Annotated in this window: 13 protein-coding genes; 10 read left to right on the top strand and 3 right to left on the bottom strand. The window is 35.8% G+C overall.

The features are described from left to right. Positions 1-21 precede the first annotated feature (21 nt). Both ccsA and VK161_RS10015 read left to right on the top strand, forming a co-directional pair. Positions 22-3,258 carry a cytochrome c biogenesis protein gene (ccsA, locus tag VK161_RS10020; RefSeq protein ID WP_324214641.1) on the top strand — a complete coding sequence of 1,079 codons (3,237 nt, stop codon included), beginning with the start codon at positions 22-24 and terminating at the stop codon, positions 3,256-3,258. A 62-nt stretch (positions 3,259-3,320) separates the two neighbouring features. Continuing rightward, entirely contained in the window at positions 3,321-3,917 is a 597-nt protein-coding gene (locus VK161_RS10015; protein ID WP_324214640.1) for a glutathione peroxidase, read from the top strand. 35 nt (positions 3,918-3,952) lie between these two features. Here the strand turns inward: VK161_RS10015 and VK161_RS10010 are convergent, their stop codons facing one another. After that, positions 3,953-4,447, bottom strand: a complete 495-nt coding sequence (locus tag VK161_RS10010) for a GNAT family N-acetyltransferase (protein ID WP_324214639.1) — start codon at positions 4,445-4,447, stop codon at positions 3,953-3,955. A gap of 92 nt (positions 4,448-4,539) precedes the next feature. Between VK161_RS10010 and menD the strand changes: the two genes are divergently transcribed. The 3 genes from menD (at position 4,540) to ygiD (ending at position 8,037) form a co-directional block, all read left to right on the top strand. After that, positions 4,540-6,195: a 2-succinyl-5-enolpyruvyl-6-hydroxy-3-cyclohexene-1-carboxylic-acid synthase gene (gene menD, locus VK161_RS10005; RefSeq protein WP_324214769.1), complete on the top strand. Its 1,656-nt coding sequence runs from the start codon at positions 4,540-4,542 to the stop codon at positions 6,193-6,195. A 54-nt stretch (positions 6,196-6,249) separates the two neighbouring features. Beyond that, positions 6,250-7,080 (top strand): CvfB family protein, encoded by an 831-nt coding sequence (locus VK161_RS10000; protein WP_324214638.1) that lies wholly within the window; start codon positions 6,250-6,252, stop codon positions 7,078-7,080. 117 nt (positions 7,081-7,197) lie between these two features. After that, on the top strand, positions 7,198-8,037 hold the full coding sequence (ygiD, locus tag VK161_RS09995) for a 4,5-DOPA dioxygenase extradiol (RefSeq protein ID WP_324214637.1): 840 nt from the start codon (positions 7,198-7,200) through the stop codon (positions 8,035-8,037). Here the strand turns inward: ygiD and VK161_RS09990 are convergent. Both VK161_RS09990 and VK161_RS09985 read right to left on the bottom strand, forming a co-directional pair. Next, positions 8,034-8,465 carry a PH domain-containing protein gene (locus VK161_RS09990; RefSeq protein WP_324214636.1) on the bottom strand — a complete coding sequence of 144 codons (432 nt, stop codon included), beginning with the start codon at positions 8,463-8,465 and terminating at the stop codon, positions 8,034-8,036. The two genes, ygiD and VK161_RS09990, sit on opposite strands and share 4 nt — an antisense overlap. Positions 8,466-8,520: 55 nt before the next feature. Continuing rightward, on the bottom strand, positions 8,521-9,645 hold the full coding sequence (locus VK161_RS09985; RefSeq protein ID WP_324214635.1) for a C1 family peptidase: 1,125 nt from the start codon (positions 9,643-9,645) through the stop codon (positions 8,521-8,523). Between the two features lie 60 nt (positions 9,646-9,705). Here VK161_RS09985 and VK161_RS09980 point away from each other — a divergent pair, with 60 nt between their 5' ends. The 5 genes from VK161_RS09980 (at position 9,706) to VK161_RS09960 (ending at position 14,323) form a co-directional block, all read left to right on the top strand. Beyond that, complete coding sequence (locus VK161_RS09980; RefSeq protein WP_324214634.1) at positions 9,706-10,545, top strand: 1,4-dihydroxy-2-naphthoyl-CoA synthase; 840 nt, start codon at positions 9,706-9,708, stop codon at positions 10,543-10,545. Between the two features lie 62 nt (positions 10,546-10,607). Next, positions 10,608-11,123 carry a PH domain-containing protein gene (locus VK161_RS09975; RefSeq protein ID WP_324214633.1) on the top strand — a complete coding sequence of 172 codons (516 nt, stop codon included), beginning with the start codon at positions 10,608-10,610 and terminating at the stop codon, positions 11,121-11,123. Next, positions 11,123-12,619 carry a PH domain-containing protein gene (locus VK161_RS09970; protein ID WP_324214632.1) on the top strand — a complete coding sequence of 499 codons (1,497 nt, stop codon included), beginning with the start codon at positions 11,123-11,125 and terminating at the stop codon, positions 12,617-12,619. The genes VK161_RS09975 and VK161_RS09970 overlap by 1 nt, the downstream gene beginning before the upstream one ends. A 76-nt stretch (positions 12,620-12,695) precedes the next feature. Further along, positions 12,696-13,646: a 1,4-dihydroxy-2-naphthoate octaprenyltransferase gene (menA, locus tag VK161_RS09965; RefSeq protein WP_324214631.1), complete on the top strand. Its 951-nt coding sequence runs from the start codon at positions 12,696-12,698 to the stop codon at positions 13,644-13,646. Then, positions 13,646-14,323 (top strand): metal-dependent hydrolase, encoded by a 678-nt coding sequence (locus tag VK161_RS09960; protein WP_324214630.1) that lies wholly within the window; start codon positions 13,646-13,648, stop codon positions 14,321-14,323. The genes menA and VK161_RS09960 overlap by 1 nt, the downstream gene beginning before the upstream one ends. The last annotated feature ends 214 nt before the right edge of the window (positions 14,324-14,537 follow it).

The raw sequence follows: 14,537 nt of genomic DNA, 5'->3' as shown, positions 1-14,537 counted from the left end.
AAAATACATTCCAATTCAATTATGGAAAAGCTGAAATCAATCCTTTTTTCTACTCGTTTAATGGCCGTTTTATTTTTTACTTACGCATTTGCCATGGCGTGTGGAACCTTTATAGAGAGTAAATACAATACAGATACCGCCAGAATATTAGTCTACAACGCTTGGTGGTTTGAAGCCATTCATGTTTTTTTTGTGATTAATTTTTTCGGAAACATTCAACGGTATCAATTGTATAAAAAAGAAAAATGGGCCACGTTGATTTTGCATTTATCGTTCATTTTTATCATTATTGGAGCATTTATCACACGCTATATTAGTTACGAAGGAATGATGCCAATTCGTGAAAACGAAATCTCAAATTTGGTGTATTCCGACAAAAATTTTCTCACAGTTTTTGTAGATGGCGATTACAAAGGCGAAATGAAACGCAGAGTTTTTGAAGAACCCGTTTTGTTGTCTGCTGCAACATCCAATAATTACTCTATCAACGATAAGTTTGCTGAGATTCCGTTTGAAGTAGAGTTGTTGGAATACTTGATGGATGCAAAAGAAACCATTAAGCCCAATGCGAATGGTAAACTTCATTTGAAATTGGTTGAATCCAGTGGTGGAACACGTCACGAACATTATTTAATTGAAGGTGAAGTACAAAATATTCACAATATTTTATTTGCTTTCAATAAAGAAACCAAAGGAGCAATCAATATTACCTTCAAAGACAATAAAACAACCATTTATTCGCCTTTTGACGGACAGTTCATGAGAATGGCCGATAAGTTGCAGGGAAAAGTAGCCAAAGACAGTGTACAGGATTTAATGTACCGATCGTTGTATAATTTAGCCGAAGCACAATTTGTTTTTCCGGAACAACCCATCAACGGAACCAAAGATTTTGTGTCGAGTGGTAATTATAAAAACAAAAGAGCGGAGGACATTTTAAAACTTAAAATATCTTCTGGTGGAGAAGAAAAAATAGTTACTGTAAAAGGTTCAAAAGGAAAACAGGGCGAACCGGTTTCGGTTAAAGTAGGTAAGCTAGAATACACTTTGTTTTTTGGTAGTAAAGTATACGAATTGCCATTCAAAATTAAACTCAACGATTTCATTGCACAAAAATATCCTGGAACAGAAAAGAGTTTTTCTTCTTTTGAAAGTCAGGTTACCGTTATGGATGGAGCCGAAAACAAAAACGAGCGCATTTACATGAACCATATTTTAGATTACAAAGGCTTCCGATTTTTTCAAGCCTCGTACGATGAAGATCAAAAAGGAACTGTTTTGTCTGTAAACCACGATTTTTGGGGAACCAACATCACTTACATTGGGTATTATTTACTTTATTTTGGATTGATGGCGATTTTATTTACTAAACATTCGCGTTTTGGCGATTTAAAGAGAAAATTAGAAGCCATCAAGAAAAAGAAATCGGCTTATTTAACGATACTATTGTTAATGTTAACTTTAGTTGGGTTTTCTCAAAACCATGCCAATCACTCTCAAATTCCTACTTTAAAGCAGATTGATTCCATCATCAACAAATATAAAGTAGCACCAAAACACGCAGCGCAATTTGGTCGATTGGTAATTCAAGATGAAGGCGGACGCATGAAACCCATTAATACTTTTTCTTCTGAATTATTGAGAAAAGTAAGTAAAAGCGATACCTACAAAGACATGAATTCCGATCAAGTATTCATGTCGATGACTCAATTTCCAACGGTTTGGTTTGAAGTGCCAATTATTTACTTGAAAAAAGGTAACGATAGTATTCGTAAAATAATCGGAATCAAAAGCGAAGATCAATATGCTTCTTTTCGCAATTTCTTTGATGAAAACGGAAATTACAAGTTGTCACCTTTCTTAGATAATGCTTATAAAACAGCTAATCCCAACAATTTTGAAAAAGATTTTATCGAAGCCGACAAAAAAGTAAATTTACTTAACAGCGCTTTGAGTGGGAAAATTTTACGTGTTTTTCCAGTGCCTAACGACAGCAATAACAAATGGGTTTCGTTTTTAGAAATCAATCATAAAACTGGAACTGCCTTAGACACTGTAAAAAATGTACTACCTGTTTATTTTGATGAATTATTAAAAGCTACTGACAAGAATGATTATACAATGGCCAATACCTTTTTGGTAGGTTTAGAAAATTACCAAAGAAAAGTCGGGGCTGCTGTTCGACCTTCAGATGATAAAATTGATTCTGAGATTTTATACAACAAATACGATGTTTTTCAAAAACTGCCGTATTTGTATTTAACCATGTCAATTTTAATGTTGATGTTTACTATTCTTCAGATTTTTTATGATAAAAAAGGGTTGAGTATTGCGATAAATGTTTCCCATATAATCATCGCGTTATTATTTGCATTGCACACTTTTGCATTAATTGTACGCTGGTACATATCGGGTCACGCACCGTGGAGTGATGCTTATGAGAGTATTATTTATGTTGCATGGGCGACAATGTTCTTCGGACTAGCATTTGATTTTAAATTAGTAAAACGTTATCTTCCTAAACCATTATTACCATCCGAATTATCAATAATTTCAAGTTTAATGTATGTAAGGCTAAAGGTTGAAAGTGAATCTAAACTAACAGTAGCTTCTTGTGCCTTTGTTACCGCAATGATTTTAGCGGCAGCTTATGCCAACTGGATTGATCCAGCAATTGGTAATTTACAACCCGTTTTGAACTCGTATTGGTTGATGATTCACGTTGCAGTAATTGTGGCGAGTTATGGCCCATTTGCATTAGGAATGATTTTAGGTTTTGTTGCTCTGTTATTGATAGCATTTACCAATTCGAAGAACAAAGCAAAAATGGAATTAAGTATCAAAGAAATCACCTACATCAACGAAATGGCACTGACCATTGGTTTGGTGATGTTGACCATTGGTAATTTCCTTGGCGGACAATGGGCGAATGAAAGTTGGGGTAGGTATTGGGGTTGGGATCCAAAGGAAACTTGGGCTTTAATCAGTATTATGGTGTATGCTTTTGTGATTCACGCTCGATTTGTTCCTTTGTTAAGAGGATTATGGATATTTAACTTAATGAGCATGTTCGCTTTTGTGTCGATATTGTTTACCTATTATGGTGTGAATTTTCATTTAGTTGGATTGCATTCATACGCCAGTGGAGAGGCCAAATCATTGAGTTGGATTTATTACACCTTATTTGCTTTTTCAGTCATCGGAGCATTGGCTTATCCGAGTTACAAGAAATACTACAAAAACAAAAAAGTGAATTAATATCGAGAGTTTCAACAACTTTTATATATTTGAAAATCAATATGAATTAAATAAATTATACAATGAAAAATATAGTAGTAATCCTAGCCATGTTGTCGTTCAGTCTTGTTTCTTGCGGACAAAACCAAAAAAACAACACACCAACATTAACTGTTAATAACGAAAAGAAAATGGATAAGCCTTCAATTCATCAATTTAAAGTAACTGATATTAATGGCGAAGAATTTAATTTTGCCAAATATGCAGGTTATAAAATTCTGGTTGTTAATACTGCATCAGAATGTGGTTTGACGCCTCAATACGCTGAACTACAATCGCTTTACGATCAATACAAAGACAGAAACTTGATCATAGTAGCTTTTCCTGCGAATAATTTTGGGGCACAAGAACCAGGAACCAATAAACAAATTGCTACTTTCTGCCAGAAGAATTACGGTGTAACTTTTCCAGTAATGAGTAAAGTTTCGGTAAAAGGCGATGATATGTGTGAAGTGTATCAGTTTTTAACCCAGAAAGCAAAAAATCTAACTTTGGGTAGTACTGTAGAATGGAATTTTCAAAAATACTTACTCAATGAAAAAGGCGAATTGGTTCAAATGTTTTCGCCCCAAACAAAACCAATGAGTGCAGAAGTGATTCGCGCCATAGAATCGCTTTAAAAAGATAAAAGCCTTGTGAATTTCACAAGGTTTTTTTATAACATCTTTTGCACAAACACCGAGTGCAACCAACGGTCAAATTTGAATCCGGTTTCTTTAATAACAGCTACTACTTTGAATCCGAATTTTTCATGAAATTCAATGCTAGAAGTGTTTTCCGAATCGATTACACCAATCATAGTGTGAAGGTTTTGTGCTTTTGCTAATTCAACTAATTCGGTCAAAATCAATTTTCCAATTCCTTTTCCAACGTGATTTTGATGAGCGTAAACGGAGTGTTCTACAGTAAATTTATAGGCTTCTCTGAATCGAAATTCACTGTAAAAGCCAAAACCGACCACTTCATTATTACTTTCGGCTACAATTACAGGAAAACCTTTCTTTAATTTATCGTCAAAAATGGCTAGCTGTTGGTCTGTAGTTCGAATGTTGTAATCGTATAAAGCAGTCGAATTCAGTATGTTGTAATTGATGATTTCTAAAATGGCAGCAACATCTTCGTTGCGGTAATTTCGTATTGAGATTTCCATAAATTGGGATTGTAAAGGAGTGTTAAAAAAACAACTCAAATGTAGCAAAAAAGTCCGCAACTTAGTAACTTTGCAAATTACAATCTATGAAAATGATGTACCCAAAAATACCTTTAGCACAATCAATTATTGAAATTTTTCGTGCCAAAGGAATTCAAACTATAGTAATCTCTCCAGGATCAAGAAATGCACCGTTAACAATCGGTTTTTCTAACAATTCAGCCTTCAAGTGTTATAGTATCGCCGATGAACGCTCGGCTGGTTTTTTTGCTCTTGGAATGGCACAACAATTACAACAACCAGTTGCATTGTTATGTACTTCTGGTTCTGCTGTACTCAATTATTATCCTGCATTTGCCGAAGCATTTTACAATCAGATTCCGTTAATTGTTGTTTCTGCCGATCGACCATTGGATAAAATTGATATTGGCGACGGACAAACCATTCGCCAGCAGTACGTGTTTTCCAATCACAGTATTTTCAATGCCAATCTCAATGAAGCAGCTTGTGATGAAAACGATACGTTGATTAATGAAGCCATCAACCTTTCCATTTCCAAAAAAGGACCGGTTCATATTAATGTTCCTTTTGAAGAACCGCTGTATGAAACTGTCGAGGAAATTAGCGTTGAACCAAAGGTGGTAACTTCTATTCAATCGAAGCCTATACTGAACGACTTAAGTATTTATGCTCACTTTTGGAATCAGTCCAAAAAGAAATTGGTATTAATAGGAGGTTTGGAACCCAATACCATAGAGCAATCTTTTTTAGATGTTTTAGGAATGGACGAATCCGTTGTGGTAATGACTGAAGTGACTTCCAACGTGCATCATCCTAATTTCATCACCAACATTGATACAATAATAACACCATTTACCGAAAAAGAATTCTCAGAATATCAACCTGATTTGTTGATTACTTTTGGTGGAATGATTGTTTCAAAGCGCATCAAATCGTATTTGAGAAAATATAAATCCATTCAACATTGGCACATTGATGAACTCAGAGCTTACGATACATTTGGTTGTCTTACCAAACACTTTGTGGTGGCTCCGAATTACTTTTTCCAACAGTTTTTTCTTCAAACAATTGCCGTCGAAAGCGATTATCAAGCCAAACTTTTGAAAATCAGAAGCGATAGAGAAAAGAAGCATCAAGAGTATCTTGACGCAATTCCGTTTTCAGATTTGAAAGCATTTGACATCATTTTGCCCACCATTTCAACTCATTTTGATTTGCAAATAAGCAACAGTTCTCCTATTCGATATGCGCAATTGTTTTCTATAAATCCGAAAGTATCCGTTTTTTGCAACAGAGGAACCAGCGGAATTGACGGAAGTACTTCAACGGCAATTGGAGCAGCTGTCGCATCCAAAAGACCAACTATTTTAATCACTGGCGATATTGGGTTTTTATACGATAGCAACGCGTTGTGGAACAATTACATTCCGAAAGACTTTAAAATAATCCTCATTAATAATGGTGGCGGTGGCATTTTTAGAATTTTACCCGGACATCAAGAAACGCCCACATTCAATACTTTTTTTGAAACATTCCATTGCTTAACAGCCGAGCATTTAGCCAAAATGTACCAACTGGATTATGTAGTTGCCAGTAACGAAAAGAGTTTAAAACGTGGTCTGAAACATTTGTACGAGCAAAATGACAAGCCTTGTATACTGGAAGTTTTTACTCCAACGCTAGAAAATGACACTATCTTGCTCGACTACTTCAAAGCTTTAGTTTAGTTTTTAACTAACCTTGCTTGTGAATTTGTACCTTTGTGCCTTTATACTTGAATTATGATCGAAATAGGGAAATACAACACACTCAAAATTGAACGTTCTACTAACGTCGGACTTTTTTTATCTGATGGAGAAAAAGACATTCTATTGCCTAATAAATACGTTCCCAATGTGTATGAAATAGGCGAGGAGTTGATTGTTTTTGTGTATTTGGATCATGAGGAACGACCAGTTGCAACTACTTTAGAACCGTACATCAAATTGAATGAATTTGGTTGGTTACGCGTGAATTACATCAACGAGTTTGGTGCTTTTTTGGATTGGGGTTTGGAAAAAGATTTGTTCGTTCCTTTTAAAGAGCAAGCGCGTCCAATGGAACAAGGGAAACGCTATTTGGTTTACATGTATGCCGATGAACGTTCGCAGCGATTAGTGGCATCCAGCAAAACCAATCAGTTTTTAAGTAACGATGAAATCAACCTTGAAAAAAACGAAGAAGTTGATTTGATTATTTCACATATTACCGATTTGGGAATCAACGTCATCATCAACGAAAAACACAAAGGTTTGGTGTACAAAGACGAAGCCTATGTTGATGTGAAACCAGGTCAGCGAATGAAAGGCTACATCAAAACTATTCGTCCTGATGGAAAAATTGATGTCAGTTTTCAAAAATTAGGCTATGAAAGTGTCGAACCCAATGCAGAGAAAATTTTGAGCGAACTCCGATCGAGTAGAGGTTTTCTTCGTTTGAACGATAACAGCCATCCCGAAGACATCAAAACGGTACTTCAAATGAGTAAAAAAACCTTCAAAAAGGCGATTGGTTTGCTTTATAAAGAGAAGATCATCGAAATCAAAGACGACGGAATTCACCTCGTTCAATAATCCATTTGTTAAATTTTCTTTAGAAGATAGTTGTTTTTCAAATTACATTCATACATTTGTATATACAAATGTTATGCATTGGAACGCAAAGATTTTATAAAAACACTACTAGGAGCAATGGCAATAACTTCGCTAGAACCTTTCTATAATTGGTCTAAAAAATTACAGACCAATGATGATTTAATGCCCGTTTTATTCATAGGTCACGGTTCGCCTATGAACGGAATAGAAGATAATGAGTTTTCACGTTCGTGGTCAAAATACGGAAAAGAGATTCCGCAGCCCAAAGCGGTTTTAGTGGTTTCAGCACATTGGCTAACCAACGGAACGTATGTAACTGCTATGGAAAATCCGAAAACGATTCACGACTTTGGTGGTTTTCCGAAAGAGTTGTTCGATGTTCAATATCCCGCAAAAGGAAGTTTAGAAGTCGCACAAGACACCCAAAAGATAATTACATCAACTAATGTTCATTTGGATCACGATTGGGGTTTGGATCACGGAACGTGGACAGTAGTTCGTCATATGTATCCAAATGCTGATATTCCGGTGCTTCAATTGAGTATTGATTATAATAAACCGGCATCGTATCATTATAATTTGGCAAAAGAATTGTTGCAACTGCGACGAAAAGGAGTGTTGATTATCGGTAGCGGAAATATGGTGCACAACCTGCGAATGGTCGCTTGGGATAAACTCAACGTAGATAACTACGGATTTGATTGGACGCAAGAAATGAATTCCATTTTTAAGGAAAAAATTTCAAAAGGCGATCATCAAGCCTTAATAGAATACGAAAAACTAAATAAAGCAGCTGTAATGGCAATACCAACTCCCGATCATTACTACCCAATGTTGTACGCATTGGCGTTGCAGACTCCAAATGATGCAGTAGAATTTTTTAACGATAAAGCCGTTGGAGGATCACTAACAATGACATCAGTGAAAATTGGTTAATCCATTTTGATTTCGATGTTCGGATTAATTTTCTTTAATTCTTCTAAAAAAATGGAACTGTTTCTAGGTGAAACAAACACATCATCGTATTGATTGTAAGTAATAATGAATCCGTTAGTATCTAATGCAGGTTTCATTGAAACGGGAACAAATAAACCAGAATGTAATTTAATTTTTTTAATTTTGGTAATATCAATTCGACCTCTAAACGGACCCGAACGGTACAATAAAAATTGGGTTTTGATAACGTAACGCGTGTCCAATAAAATCCAAATAATCACACCTATTGACAAACCTAAAATCACAATTGGAAGTAACGGCATATCATCCATTAGTAATCCATTGACTAACAGAGCGGTCATTACAATTACGATTCCCCAGAGAATAATCTGAGTTACTTTATTTTTGGTAGATAAAAAACGTTTCATAGCACACTTTTTTACAAAATTACTAAATATTTGTAATTAACAAACCGCTTTTTTATTAAATTCCTAATAAAGATCGAGTTGCGCTCAACAAAGCATCTTTGTGAACCATAACCGAAATCGCTTTTAATTTCATGTAAGCTGCACTCATGTAGATGTATCCATTATGACCAGCGTTATCCGTTCCCCACGAGTTTTTTACTTTGTAATAAATGGTTCCTTTTTGATCTTTCATTTTTCCAACAATGTGCATCAAATGATCATCTGTTGTGTTGTAGTTTTCAAATTCTGCCTGACGTAACTCGGGTGTAACTTTTTTTTCGGGTTTAATTTCGGTTAAAATAGTCGTGGCATCATTTTCATTTTCGGGTACAACTGCAATTCCGTAGATTTTAGAAAATGTTTTTTCACTCACATCGGCATCTAAAGCCACGGTATACCCATTCTTTAAAGCATTATCAATATTCTCAATAAATTCATCCAAAGGCAAATTCATAAAAGTTCCATTGGCAAAGTTATCAGGTATGTTTAAAATGAACTTCGAATAATACGGTTCGTGAGTAAAAGAAGTTATAGTAATATAATCGGCTAATTTCAGTTGAGTGGCTTCTAAAAATTGTTTTGGAGTGTATTGTTTTCCTTCAAAAGTAAATTCGGTTACCGGTTTTCCAATATTTTGATCTAATATGGCTTCGTACTCGCTTTTCCATGTTCCAGCTAACTTTACTGGATTTTTTACCACATTATTCAAAACATCTTCCAAATCTTTTACCATTTTAGAGTGGTTTAATTTTGGACCATTTATTCTTCCTGAATAGGCACTTTCGGGAACCAAACCATATTCCAAAGCACTGTTAATGACATCATGATTCAATCCGCCTTCACCAAATTGCGCTTTTCCTTGTCGCATTACATAATTCAATGCTTTTTTAGGATAGGTTTGTCGAACAGAATACATCTCTGATAAATCAATCGGTTTGCCTGTTATTCTCAATATTTCAGATTCTAAAAATGAAGTAGAAGAAAAACTCCAACACGTTCCCGTATTGTCTTGTGAAATTACAGGCAAACACGGAACTTCTGTTACGGTCTGAAAATCATACTTTTGTGAGAAGCAAATTGCTGATGTTGAAAGAGCAAAAAGCAACACTATTTTTTTTCCGAATAAAATCGATTTTTTCATTTCTTTTAGTAAATAATTGGGGTTAAATATACTATTTTTACGCTAATAAACTTTTTCTGTATGGATAAAATTAACTGGCAAACTGTCAAAGAGTTTGAAGATATAACGTATAAAAAATGCAATGGTGTTGCACGCATTGCTTTCAATCGACCAGATGTGAGAAATGCATTCCGACCTAAAACCACATCCGAATTACTACAAGCCTTTCACGATGCTCAAGAAGATACTTCAATTGGGGTAGTGTTACTTTCTGCCGAAGGTCCATCTTCAAAGGACGGAATTTGGTCCTTTTGCAGCGGCGGCGATCAAAAAGCACGCGGTCATCAAGGCTATGTTGGTGATGATGGTTACCATCGTTTGAATATTCTCGATGTACAGCGGTTGATTCGGTTCATGCCCAAAGCAGTAATTTGTGTAGTTCCGGGTTGGGCAGTTGGTGGCGGACACAGTTTGCATGTGGTCTGCGATTTGACATTGGCCAGCAAAGAACACGCTATTTTCAAGCAAACGGATGCCGATGTAACCAGTTTTGATGGCGGTTATGGTTCGGCCTACTTAGCCAAAATGGTCGGTCAGAAAAAAGCACGTGAAATTTTCTTTTTAGGGCGAAATTACTCGGCTCAAGAAGCTTTTGAAATGGGTATGGTCAATGCCGTAATTCCGCACGATGAATTGGAAGATACAGCCTATCAATGGGCACAAGAAATCTTAGCCAAATCGCCAACATCGATCAAGATGCTCAAGTTTGCCATGAATTTGACCGATGATGGAATGGTGGGTCAACAAGTATTTGCTGGCGAAGCGACTCGTTTGGCTTACATGACTGATGAAGCTAAAGAAGGAAGAGACGCGTTCTTGGAAAAAAGAAAACCGAATTTTGATAAAAAATGGTTGCCGTAATTTGGTTATTTGTTTCAAGACCTTTTTACATTTAAAATGAATTAAATGAGTCAGTAAAAAATATGGAAAACTTTACCAACGAAACCATTGATACCAAACAACTTCCTCGTTTTGAAGAAGTACAACTTTCGGCTTTGCATCCAAAGTATTGGATTGTGTCGTTGATGAATACAACGATAGTTTTTTTTGTACTCGGAATCGTGCTTGGTTTTGTTTGGTATAATGCGGAAGAATTTTCCCATGTCGGAATCTACTTTTTATTGGCCTATTTATTGATTTTGGCAATTGCTTTTTTACTCACTCGAATCGGATTCAAAAAGAAAGGATTTGCTTTTAGAGAGCACGATGTAATTTACCGAAGCGGAATCATTGCAACCAATACCATGGTCATTCCGTATAATAGAGTGCAACACGTGGCGTTACACGAAGGATTGATTTCGCGCTATTTCGGATTGGCAAAAGTGGAGATTTTCACAGCAGGTGGAAGTTCGAGTGATGTTGAAATTCCAGGAATCGCCAAAGAAGAAGCCGAAAACATCAAACAACTTTTAATGGGTAAAATCCAAAAACAATTGTAATGGAGGTCAATTTCAATCAGCCACAACGTCAATCTTCAACTGGAATATTGGTTATGTTTGTTGATTCTTTGCAAAAATTTGCAAGGGCTTTTTTCCCTTTATTGCTGATTTTTTTCTTCAAATCGGATAAAGTAAATACAATTTTTGTGATTTTAGGGATTGTTGGAGTAGTCGCAATTGTTGGCGTTGTTGCGTATTTGAAATACATCAATTTCACCTTTTATATTGATGATGAAAACGATGAATTCATCATTCAGGAAGGCATCGTCAACAAAACTAAAACTACCATTCAGCTCAATAAAATTCAACAAGTAAACATCAATCAGTCACTCATTCAGCGATTAATTGGTGTGTATGCTCTTGAAGTAGACACCGCAGGAAGTGACAATAAAGAAGGCAATATCAAAGCCATTTCGCATTCATTGGCATTGGCTCTAAAGGCAAAATTGTTGGAAAATACCAAGAAAAGTGAAGTTGTTGAAGCTGTCGAAAGTGAAGTGGAAACAATTACTACATCGGAACAACCATTTTTAAAAATCAATTTACTGAGTCTGATTAAAGTCGGAATCACATCCAATTACGTAAAAAGCATCGGTTTAATCCTAACGTTCTTTTTTACCATTATGGAAAATTTAAAGAACATCGGAAAAGACGATGTCATTAATGAAGATGAGATTGAACGGTTAGTAGCCAATTCGGTTTGGTATTCTCTTCTAGTGATGATTATTATTCTGTTTACCATCGTTTTCATCATCAACGTAGTTCGTACCTTAGTAAAATACTTCAATTACACCATTACCAAACAAAAAGGTTCTTTGTTACTCTCATTCGGATTAATCAATACTAAAAGCACCATCGTAAAACCCGAGAAAGTGCAAATGGTCTCGATTTCAAGAAATTATTTTCAGAAAAAACTTAACGTGCTCGAAATTAAAATTAAGCAAGCGGTTCGCGATGAGAAACAACACAATAAAGCGCAAATAGAAGTTCCGGGTTGTGATGAGCATGAGAAAGATGAAATTATAAAACTCATCTTTAAAGAGTTGCCCCAAAAAGGGAAAATGATGAAGCCTAATTTTCGTAAACTAGTATTTTCTATTTTTATGATAATTGTACTACCTTTATCAGGATTTTTTACAATTGCTAACTATAACCCTAAACTTCTAAATTATTCAAGTCTTGCTGTCTTATATGGATCATTTTTCTTGATAATTTTGTTTTTTGGTTTTAGAAATTACCGATTGTTTGTAAGCGATAATCACATCATCAAACAAAGTGGCGCTTGGGATATTGATAATGTTATCATTGAAATCGATAAAATTCAAGCCTTGTCAACTTCACAACTATTTTGGCACAAAAGTTTGAATATTGGTTCGCTAACGATGCATACAGCAGGCGGAAATGTAACGTTTCAGCTTGGGAATTATGACAAAATTAAAGAATACGTTAACCTTTGGTTGTACCGAATTGAAACGACCAATAGTAATTGGATGTAATAAAATAGTAGATTATTAATAAATTGGATTGTAAGTCTAACATTCTAAAAATCTAACAGTCTAAAAATCTAAAAAAATGAAACACTGGATTGAAGCCGCAAGAGTACGTACATTACCGCTTTCGGTATCGGGAATATTAGTTGGAAGTTTTGCCGCTATTTCGCAAGGAGCTTTTAATTGGAAAATTGTAATATTGGCACTTTCTACTACTGTCGGGTTGCAAATTCTATCCAATTTTGCCAACGATTATGGTGATGGTGTAAAAGGTACAGACAATGAAGATAGAGTGGGTCCCAAACGCGCTATACAAAGTGGAACGATATCGCCAGGTACCATGCGCTACGCTATTTTTGTAACGGCTTTTCTAACATTAGTTTCTGCAATGTTACTCATTTACGCTTCATTCAAAGGTAAATACTTTTTGTATTCCATCATCTTCTTTGTGTTGGGAATACTAGCCATCGCTTCAGCAATTCGATACACAGTCGGAAAAAATCCTTACGGTTACCGAGGTTATGGTGATGTTTTTGTATTTGTTTTCTTCGGATTAGTGAGCACTTTTGGGGTGTATTTTATGTTTTTAAAGCAAGTAGATTGGTTGTTGTTTTTACCCGCTACAGCAGTCGGTTTTTTGAGCGTCGGAGTTTTAAATCTCAACAACATGCGCGATGAAGCTTCAGATGCAAAATCCAATAAAAACACATTAGTAGTCAAATACGGCGGTGCATGGGCAAAGAAATACCATTATTTTTTGATTGTATCGGCCATGATTCTCCTCGTCGTTTTTGCATACATCAACGATATGAGAGATGGTGTCTTTCATTTTGATCAGTATTTGTTTATTGTTTTTTATATTCCGCTAATCAAACATTTAAAGAGAGTTCACGCCAACACTGAACCACGTCTTTTAGATCCAGAATTAAAAAAACTGGCGTTAGCTACATTTTTTATCTGCACAACGCTTTCGTTTGGTTTAATTTTTCTTTTTACCGATATATTACTCTACTTAATTCAAAATATACTATAATGAAAATTACTTTCTACGGTCATGCTTGCTTAGGCATCGAAGTAAGCGGAAAACACATTATTGTTGATCCATTCATAACAGGAAATCCAAAAGCATCTCATATCGACATTAATAGTCTAAAAGCAGATTATATTTTGCTCACACATGCACATCAAGATCATACGCTCGATGTAGAGGCTATTGCAAGCCGAACGGGAGCAGTTATAGTATCCAACTACGAAATTGCCTCTCACTATGGCGCAAAAGGCTTCAATTATCATCCAATGAATCACGGCGGAAGTTGGAATTTCGATTTTGGAAAAGTGAAATACGTGATTGCTTTACATACCAGCTCGTTTCCCGACGGAAGTTACGGCGGTCAACCGGGCGGATTTGTAATTGAAGGTGAACATAAAAACATTTACATCGCCGGCGATACAGCACTTACCATGGATATGAAACTCATCCCAATGCGCACTAAGCTCGATTTGGCAATTCTCCCAATAGGTGACAATTTTACAATGGATGTAGATGATGCTATTATTGCTTCGGATTTTGTCGATTGTGATAAAATTCTTGGCTATCATTTCGATACATTCGGCTACATCGAAATCAACCACACCGAAGCCAAAAAGAAATTTTTCGATGCTGGAAAAGACTTGATGCTACTCGAAATAGGAGAAAGTATCGCGCTTTAGTATCATTGAGAGCCGTCATTGCGAGCTGACAAGCGAAGCAATCTCATATAAAGTAGTTTGATTATCAGAAGCTATTTCCAGCTATTCGCTCTATCTTTTTACTGTCAGTCACCCTGAGCGCAGTCGAAGGGCTTTTTCTTTAACAGTAAAAAGGATGCCGCTTCTATCTGGGCTAGGGCAATCTGCATCAAAGTAATAATTCCTTAAAATTGGC

The organism is Flavobacterium sp. (assembly GCF_035299245.1).
Lineage (GTDB): Bacteria > Bacteroidota > Bacteroidia > Flavobacteriales > Flavobacteriaceae > Flavobacterium.
Note: the sequence above shows the minus strand (reverse complement) of the source record. Positions and strands in the feature narration are given on the sequence as shown.

Bases quoted from the DNA above. Each gene is read 5' to 3' on its own strand.
- ccsA (WP_324214641.1), top strand. From the start codon at position 22: ATGGAAAAGCTGAAATCAATCCTTTTTTCTACTCGTTTAATGGCCGTT.
- menA (WP_324214631.1), top strand. From the start codon at position 12,696: ATGAAACACTGGATTGAAGCCGCAAGAGTACGTACATTACCGCTTTCG.
- VK161_RS09975 (WP_324214633.1), top strand. From the start codon at position 10,608: ATGGAAAACTTTACCAACGAAACCATTGATACCAAACAACTTCCTCGT.
- VK161_RS09990 (WP_324214636.1), bottom strand. From the start codon at position 8,465: ATGAAACGTTTTTTATCTACCAAAAATAAAGTAACTCAGATTATTCTC.
- VK161_RS09960 (WP_324214630.1), top strand. From the start codon at position 13,646: ATGAAAATTACTTTCTACGGTCATGCTTGCTTAGGCATCGAAGTAAGC.
- VK161_RS09980 (WP_324214634.1), top strand. From the start codon at position 9,706: ATGGATAAAATTAACTGGCAAACTGTCAAAGAGTTTGAAGATATAACG.
- VK161_RS09985 (WP_324214635.1), bottom strand. From the start codon at position 9,645: ATGAAAAAATCGATTTTATTCGGAAAAAAAATAGTGTTGCTTTTTGCT.
- menD (WP_324214769.1), top strand. From the start codon at position 4,540: ATGATGTACCCAAAAATACCTTTAGCACAATCAATTATTGAAATTTTT.
- ygiD (WP_324214637.1), top strand. From the start codon at position 7,198: ATGGCAATAACTTCGCTAGAACCTTTCTATAATTGGTCTAAAAAATTA.
- VK161_RS09970 (WP_324214632.1), top strand. From the start codon at position 11,123: ATGGAGGTCAATTTCAATCAGCCACAACGTCAATCTTCAACTGGAATA.
- VK161_RS10015 (WP_324214640.1), top strand. From the start codon at position 3,321: ATGAAAAATATAGTAGTAATCCTAGCCATGTTGTCGTTCAGTCTTGTT.
- VK161_RS10000 (WP_324214638.1), top strand. From the start codon at position 6,250: ATGATCGAAATAGGGAAATACAACACACTCAAAATTGAACGTTCTACT.
- VK161_RS10010 (WP_324214639.1), bottom strand. From the start codon at position 4,447: ATGGAAATCTCAATACGAAATTACCGCAACGAAGATGTTGCTGCCATT.